Here is a 3,074-nt window from a genome sequence, read left to right as displayed (position 1 = left end):
GTCACAGCATTTTGACCAGTGCCGCAACGACGCCGATTGAAGCCGCAGTCAATGCGCCTAACTTTACGGTCAGCTTGAGCTCCATTTGTTCGAGACGGTTTTCGAGTCTCACAATATCAGCCTTAGTGGCGACTTGCGTATCAAGCGCCTCTGCGAAAACATCTTTTTGTGCATCGGCGAAAGCAGCTGCCTGCTCGCGTGTCAAACCAGCCTTTTCAAGTCGCTCTGCAAATTTAAGGGTATCAAAGGTGATAACACTCATGAATTCTTCCTGGTGTGGCAAATGTTGGCGACCGGGCTGACTGAACGGTGGGAACTCTGGCGAACTGTCCTGCTAGTTTTCCCGATGATCCTATGACAATGTATCACGTAATTATTGAACAACACCGGACATGGGCAGGTGAGCTTCATGCCCTAGTCGCCATACCCACCAACACGTACATAGGTTCAACGCGAATGTCTTGGCAGTCCCGACGACGAGTATGCGCGAGTATGCGTGATTGCAAGACCTGACCCCAAGTTTGAGTTTGAGTTTGCAAGTTTGCGAGGCTATCATGAATCGAAATGTCGCACCAAATCCATGCTGTCGTGCAATATGCGTAGTACCTCGATGACGCTCTCAGGCGCGCTGACACGAAAAACCAGCAGATGTCGTCCCTTGCGCCCCTGGCGTGCCACGTGCAATGTAGCCACAGCCTCGCCCAACTCAGGGTGCCAGCGCACGCCTACCGTTGTCGGCCCATCATTCAAGTCCTCCAGCGCATCGTTGATGGCATCGGTATAAATTTCCAGTTGCCGCGTCCCAAACTGCGCCAGCGTCCAATCAAGAATATCTTCGACGTCTTGAGTGGCCTGATCGGTCAGGCGTACGGTCCAGCCACTCATCCGTGTTTGGCCAGCACACGCTTGCTGATAGCTGTGATGTGCGAACGCAGCGAAGCCGCATCAGCAAACTCGGTGTAGCGCCCGGCTTCGATATCCGCAACACCCACCGCCACCGCTGCGCGCAAGGCAGCGAGCTTGGCGGCTTGCTCTGCCTCTCGCGTTTGAACCAGGCGCAACCCCTCGCGCATGACCTCACTGGCGTTTTGGTAACGCCCGGCCTGAACCATTTGTTCGACAAACTGGGCTTGGCTGTCTGTCAGTACGACGTTGCGTGTGGGCATTGCATTCTCCATGACTGTGTTGATGGCATATTCTGCCAATATTTCCAGTGTCCCGCAAGTTGTTGCAGTCGTGCATCGCTTATCCTGCACGCAATTTTTGCATAGGAAGGTCACCTTGGAATACTGACATCGGCAGGTGAGCTTCATGCACTAGTCCGAATGTCTTGGCAGTCCCGGCGACGAGTATGCGCGAGTATGCGTGATTGCAAGACCTGACCCGAAGTTTGTGACCCCAAGTTTGCTGCTTCCAAGCGCTGGCGCCAGGTGCTTGAACTGACCCGGAAAGTTCTGGTGGACAAAGAGGATTCGCATAACGAAGCGGGGCGGCTGGCTCAGGCCACCAAACTTGCCGGAAAGTGCGCCGACGCCAGCGCGCGCATGTCGACCTCGTTGCGAGCTGACTTGCTGGCCAGCGCCCAAAGATCGAAATTGGCGGGCCGCACCTTCGACGCCACCGCGGCAAACCCAGCTGCCTGCAAAGTGCCAACCAGCAACTTTTGCGTGAACCCGCAGCGGTGCGCCATGAACAGATTGCCGCGGGCCATGGCCGGGCGGTGGCCGTAAAGAATGTCAAGTGGCGCAATAGGACCTGCCGGTGCGGTGTACGCAGGGTCCGTCAGCTTGTCCTGGGCCACCAGTGCGCACACGCTTTGGAGATCGGGACAGGTGACCACAAAAAAGCCCTCGGGCTTCAAGACGCGCAAAAATTCCCGGCGCGCCACGGGAACCTCGTGCGGGTATAAATGTTCGATGTTGTGGCTGGAAAAAATGGCGTCTACCGACGCCGAAGCCACCGCAGACAAATCGGTCATGGTGCCGGTCACATCGGGCTCGACCGATTCATCGATGTCCAGGCGAATCTCGTTCCAATCAGGGGTATCGAAGCCCCGGGTAGTTTGACCTTTTCGCTTGGGACCGCAACCGATGTGGAGAAACGTCTTCATTTTGTGCCTATAAATGATGCCGCATCCAAAGAAACTGGCGGGCACATCGGGCCAATTTTATAGACAGTCCGCTACAGCGGAAAACTTGCATGATTGCAAGACCTGACCCCATGCCCCCAGATTGGGCTATGCGTACATGAGTTTGCCTGCTGGCTCCGGAATACGACGTTCTAACTCCGTGGCGGTAGATAGCCACTCATCAATCACAATCTCAACATTGCTCACAGCTTCCTGGTAACTTGCACCGTCAGCCATGCATCCGGGCAATTCCGGCACTTCGGCCAGAAAGCAATCGTCCTCATCGCTCCAGTAAATCACAATTTCATAACGACTTTGCATATTTTCTACCCCGCCAGCTTGTATTTCAAAATGATCGCTCTGATCTGCTTCACTTGGTAGGCTTTCGCCTTGTTTCCCAACGGCTGGATATTGACGATTTCTACAACACCTTGACGTGTGTAAATGAAATGATCGCCCTTGATTCGAACCTGGAATCCAAACTCGTCTAAAACATATCTAAAGTCTGCAAATCCAATATTGTTGTCGGATGTGCCCCGCATGATGGCTGCGAGGATGTGTTCAATCTTGCCCATAGCCCCCCAGTTTGTCCAGCATTTTGGGATGGTACTGCATCTGTCCCAATAGATAGACTAGGTAGAGAAAACAAATCAGGGCCTCACGCAACAGACAAGTCAATTCACTGCATGATTGCAAGACCTGACCCCGAGGCTTGACCCATGCAAGTTTGCTACCAGTTGAATTTGATGGTATCGGATTGCCCCTTGTCGAACAGCTGCTGCGCCAGACCCAAATCGGGCTGGGCCGCTGCGGTCGATTTGGGTTGCTGCTGACGCGCGCCTTCAATCATGTTGGCGAAATGCTGCATGGACAACAACTGGCAGTAGGCCATTGCCATGCCGCCGGCCTGCATCAACTCGTGGAGGCTTTCAGCGGACAACTGGTT

General features: G+C 54.2%; 7 protein-coding genes. All 7 read right to left on the bottom strand.

Annotated elements, in window-relative coordinates; translation table 11 throughout:
- Nucleotide 1 precedes the first annotated feature (1 nt).
- Nucleotides 2–262, bottom strand: coding sequence for a DUF1640 domain-containing protein (locus WAZ62_RS09285; protein ID WP_422300364.1), 261 nt, complete (start codon nt 260–262; stop codon nt 2–4).
- A gap of 290 nt (nt 263–552) precedes the next feature.
- Entirely contained in the window at nt 553–885 is a 333-nt protein-coding gene (locus WAZ62_RS09280) for a type II toxin-antitoxin system RelE/ParE family toxin (RefSeq protein ID WP_422300363.1), read from the bottom strand.
- Entirely contained in the window at nt 882–1,313 is a 432-nt protein-coding gene (locus WAZ62_RS09275; protein WP_422300362.1) for a type II toxin-antitoxin system ParD family antitoxin, read from the bottom strand. Before WAZ62_RS09275 ends, WAZ62_RS09280 begins: the two co-directional genes overlap by 4 nt.
- 185 nt (nt 1,314–1,498) lie before the next feature.
- A complete protein-coding gene (locus WAZ62_RS09270; RefSeq protein WP_422300361.1) occupies nt 1,499–2,110 on the bottom strand; it encodes a class I SAM-dependent methyltransferase in 612 nt (203 codons plus the stop codon).
- Nucleotides 2,111–2,236: 126 nt separating this feature from the next.
- Nucleotides 2,237–2,449, bottom strand: coding sequence for a type II toxin-antitoxin system HicB family antitoxin (locus WAZ62_RS09265; RefSeq protein WP_422300360.1), 213 nt, complete (start codon nt 2,447–2,449; stop codon nt 2,237–2,239).
- A 5-nt stretch (nt 2,450–2,454) separates the two neighbouring features.
- Entirely contained in the window at nt 2,455–2,703 is a 249-nt protein-coding gene (locus tag WAZ62_RS09260; protein WP_422300359.1) for a hypothetical protein, read from the bottom strand.
- Between the two features lie 155 nt (nt 2,704–2,858).
- The coding region (locus tag WAZ62_RS09255) for a hypothetical protein (protein WP_422643237.1) at nt 2,859–3,074 on the bottom strand (216 nt) is incomplete at its 5' end.

Origin of the sequence: Zavarzinia sp. (assembly GCF_049306435.1) — a bacterium.
Lineage (GTDB): Bacteria > Pseudomonadota > Alphaproteobacteria > Zavarziniales > Zavarziniaceae > Zavarzinia.
Note: the sequence above shows the minus strand (reverse complement) of the source record. Positions and strands in the feature narration are given on the sequence as shown.